Raw genomic sequence first — 3,480 nt, forward strand, 5'->3', positions numbered from 1 at the left:
GGTCTTCGCGCGAGCTGGAGGGAACGTTATTCCCGCCAAATCCGTTTCGCGCCGATCGGCGAGGCCGGGCAGCTTCGCCTCCGCGAAGCCAGCGTGTTGATTGCAGGCTGCGGAGCGCTCGGCGCTTCGCTCGCCCAGCATATGGCAAGAGCCGGCGTTGGACGACTCGTGATTGTAGACAGGGACTACGTGGAGCCTAGCAATCTGCATCGTCAATCGCTGTTCGACGAGGAGGATGCCCGCAAGGTTTTGCCCAAAGCGAAGGCTGCGGAGACAAAGCTTCGGCGGATAAACGGAGAGGCGATTATCGAGGCGCATGTGGCCGATATGGGCCACCATAATGTTGGCAAATTCGCAGCCGATGCCGATCTGATCCTGGACGGAACGGATAACGCGGCTACTCGACTGCTGCTCTGCGACGAGGCGTTCCGGCTTGGCATCCCGTTTATATACGGAGGCGCAACTGCTTCTCAAGGCATGAGCGCGATGTTGGTCCCAGGCAGGACGGCTTGCCTGTCCTGTTTGATCGGCGAAGAGGATGAGGGCGAGGAAGGAGATTCCTGCGATACGCGGGGCGTCTTGTCCGCGACAGTGGAATTCGTGGCCGCGCTACAGACCGCCGAAGCCGTCAAGTGGTTGACGGGCAATAAGGAAACCGTCCGCGGAACATGGCTGAATGCGGATGTATGGAATTTTGCCGTGCAGGAATATAAGCTGCCGTCCGGAGTTGCTTCTTGCGGAAAATGCGGCCGCCAAGCGCGGTCAAACAGCGCAGAGGTACATTCGGTCGAGATCGGCTTACGGCAGCGTCTCCAAGACGGCGACGATGTTAACTTCCCGGATAATCGTGATCGGGAGTCGCGCTTGCACGGGCGGCGATCGACGGCGTTATGCGGCCGGGACACGGTTCAAGTGACAATGGGTTTCGCGCTCGAGCTGGAGCGGGAGATTAAATATTTGGAGCGGCTTGGGTGCGGCGTAACCGTTAATCCTTACTTGGTAAAAGCTGAGCTGCCATCGCCTTGTACAGAGAAGCTGGTGCTGTTTCCGGACGGCAGAGTGCTGGTGCAAGGCACGTCGGACATGGCGGAGGCGGAACGGATATGCGACGAATATCTTAGCCGCCATAATCGAAGATCGGAGGGAACGGCTGGATGAGCAAAAGAGTGGACTGGGAGAAAATCAGGTTATATGTCATTACCGCGCAGGATGCCCACCCGGGCAAATCGGTGACCGACGTGATGGAGCAGACGCTCATCGGCGGAGCGGGCATGCTGCAGCTGCGCAACAAGACGGGATCAAGATCGGAAGTGCTGGAGCAGGCACGGGCACTGAGGGTGCTGACCCGAAGATACGGCGTGCCTTTTATCGTCAACGATTATCCCGATATCGCGCTGGAAGTCGATGCCGACGGCGTCCATCTGGGGCAGGACGACATGTCGATTAAGGAAGCGCGGGCCTTGCTAGGCGACGATAAAATGATCGGCATCTCCACCCACTGCGCGGAGCATGCCATCGAAGCTGAGCGGGAGGGAGCGGATTACATCGGCGTGGGGCCCGTATTCCCGACGAATACGAAGCCGGGCAAGGCGGCAGTGACAACGGCTTATGTGGCGGAGGCCGCAAGTCTGGTCTCCATTCCATTTGTCGCGATAGGCGGCATTACGACGGACAATGCGGATGCCGTCATCTCTGCGGGGGCCAAACGGCTATGCGCCGTGTCAGCGATCGTGGGAAGCGAGGATCCTGCGGCTGTCTGCCGTGAGCTTCTGTATAAGCTCACGGCAGCAGACCGGGCAGAGGAATCTTCCAACGCCAATGCGATTGCGAACGAGCGGGAAACGTCCGGGCATAAAGCTGAAGAAAACGTAACTTTATCGCTGAACGGCAGTTCCTATCAAACCCGCTCAGCCACTCTCGATTGTTTGCTTGCGGAGCTCGGACAGCGCGACAAGCGGCTTGTAGCAGAGGTAGACGGCGAGATTGTGCCTCGGTCGCGCTGGCAAGAGACGACGCTTGCGGACGGACTGCGCATCGAGCTCATTCAATTCGTGGGGGGAGGCTAGAAAATGATGAACCAGCAGAATGGACTGACGATCGCGGGATTAACGTTTGGCTCGCGGTTTCTGTTCGGGACGGGGAGATTCCCCAGTCCCGCCGAGCTTAGGGAGTCGCTTGCCGAATCCGGCGCCGAAATTGTGACCTTCGCCGTTAGACGCGTCAATCTGGAGCATACCGAAGACGATTCCGTGCTGCAGCATCTGGAAGGAAAAAAGCTGACTTACTTGCCTAATACATCGGGCGCGCGAGTGGCGGAAGAAGCCGTTCGGATTGCCAGATTGGCACGGGAGGCCGGACTCGGCAATTGGATCAAGGTGGAGATCAGCGGAAGTCCCGTTACTCTTCTTCCCGACCCCATCGAGACGCTAAAAGCGACGGAGCAGCTCGCCAAAGAAGGTTTCGTCGTATTGCCGTATACATCGGATGATCCGATTCTTTGCAAGCGCCTGGAGGAAGCGGGCGCAGCCGCGGTCATGCCGGGAGGCTCTCCGATCGGGACGGGACTTGGACTTCTTAATCCTTATCATCTGTCGCTTATTATCGAAGAGGCGAATGTTCCCATTATTGTGGATGCGGGAATCGGCTCTCCCAAGGATGCCGCGGAAGCGATGGAGCTTGGAGCAGCAGGCATACTGGCCAACACCCCTGTAGCGAAGGCGGGGAATCCCGTAAGGATGGCGAAAGCTTTCGCGCTTGCTATCGAAGCGGGACGGATCGCTTACGAGGCAGGACGCATTCCGAGGAAAAGATATGCTTCCGCCAGCAGCGACGAAGCCGGTTCCCTGTTTGCCGCGGGACCGACATGAGCGCGTACTCGAGGGGGCAATCCGTTATCGTGCTCGGAGGGGGTATTATCGGCTTGTCCTGCGCCCTCGAGGCTGCGCTTCGCGGGCATAGGGTAACGCTAGCGGAGCCGGGCAGAATCGGCGGCCAGGCGTCCGGCGCCGCTGCCGGCATGCTGGCTCCGTATTCGGAGAATCCCGAGGGGGCCGATGCATTCTTCCGCCTGTCGCTGGGCAGCTTGCGCCTTTATCCGGAATGGATTCGCAGCGTGGAGGAGATATCGGGCATGTCGGTAGAATGGGAGAGATCCGGCAGCTTAACCATCCTGCAGCATGAAGCCGATCTGCTGCCAGCCGAGGGCAGAATGCGGTGGCAGAACGGCTGGGGAGCCGGGGCGGAGTTGATCGACAAGGATGAGCTTCGGGGATTGGAGCCTGCGCTTGCCGAAGAAGCCGTCGGGGCTGTCTACATACCAGAGGAGAGCCACGTGTACGCGCCGAAGCTGGTCGAAGCGCTGGCTGCAGCCTGCAAGCGGACAGGCGTCCAAATACTGGAGCACGCTGGCACTATCGAGTCGCTTCACCGATCGGACATCGGCGGGAGCCGAATCGCCATGAGCGGTCTGCCTGCCTTTCT

At 59.4% G+C, this 3,480-nt stretch carries 4 protein-coding genes; all 4 read left to right on the plus strand.

What is annotated here, in order from left to right; translation table 11 throughout:
• A partial coding sequence (locus tag PAT3040_RS30950) for a ThiF family adenylyltransferase (protein WP_307719186.1) occupies positions 1–1,158 on the plus strand: 1,158 nt, incomplete at its 5' end.
• The gene (gene thiE / locus PAT3040_RS30955) at positions 1,155–2,066 is read left to right on the plus strand and encodes a thiamine phosphate synthase (RefSeq protein WP_108995706.1); all 912 of its coding nucleotides are present in this window, start codon (positions 1,155–1,157) and stop codon (positions 2,064–2,066) included. The genes PAT3040_RS30950 and thiE, both read left to right, overlap by 4 nt.
• A 3-nt stretch (positions 2,067–2,069) precedes the next feature.
• Positions 2,070–2,867, plus strand: a complete 798-nt coding sequence (locus PAT3040_RS30960; protein WP_087571529.1) for a thiazole synthase — start codon at positions 2,070–2,072, stop codon at positions 2,865–2,867.
• A partial coding sequence (locus PAT3040_RS30965; RefSeq protein WP_146200609.1) for an FAD-dependent oxidoreductase occupies positions 2,864–3,480 on the plus strand: 617 nt, incomplete at its 3' end. The genes PAT3040_RS30960 and PAT3040_RS30965, both read left to right, overlap by 4 nt.

This window comes from Paenibacillus agaridevorans, assembly GCF_003112455.1.
GTDB classification, from domain to species: domain Bacteria; phylum Bacillota; class Bacilli; order Paenibacillales; family Paenibacillaceae; genus Pristimantibacillus; species Pristimantibacillus agaridevorans.

Coding starts and splice junctions, on each gene's coding strand:
- thiE (WP_108995706.1), top strand. CDS start 1,155: ATGAGCAAAAGAGTGGACTGGGAGAAAATCAGGTTATATGTCATTACC.
- PAT3040_RS30960 (WP_087571529.1), top strand. CDS start 2,070: ATGATGAACCAGCAGAATGGACTGACGATCGCGGGATTAACGTTTGGC.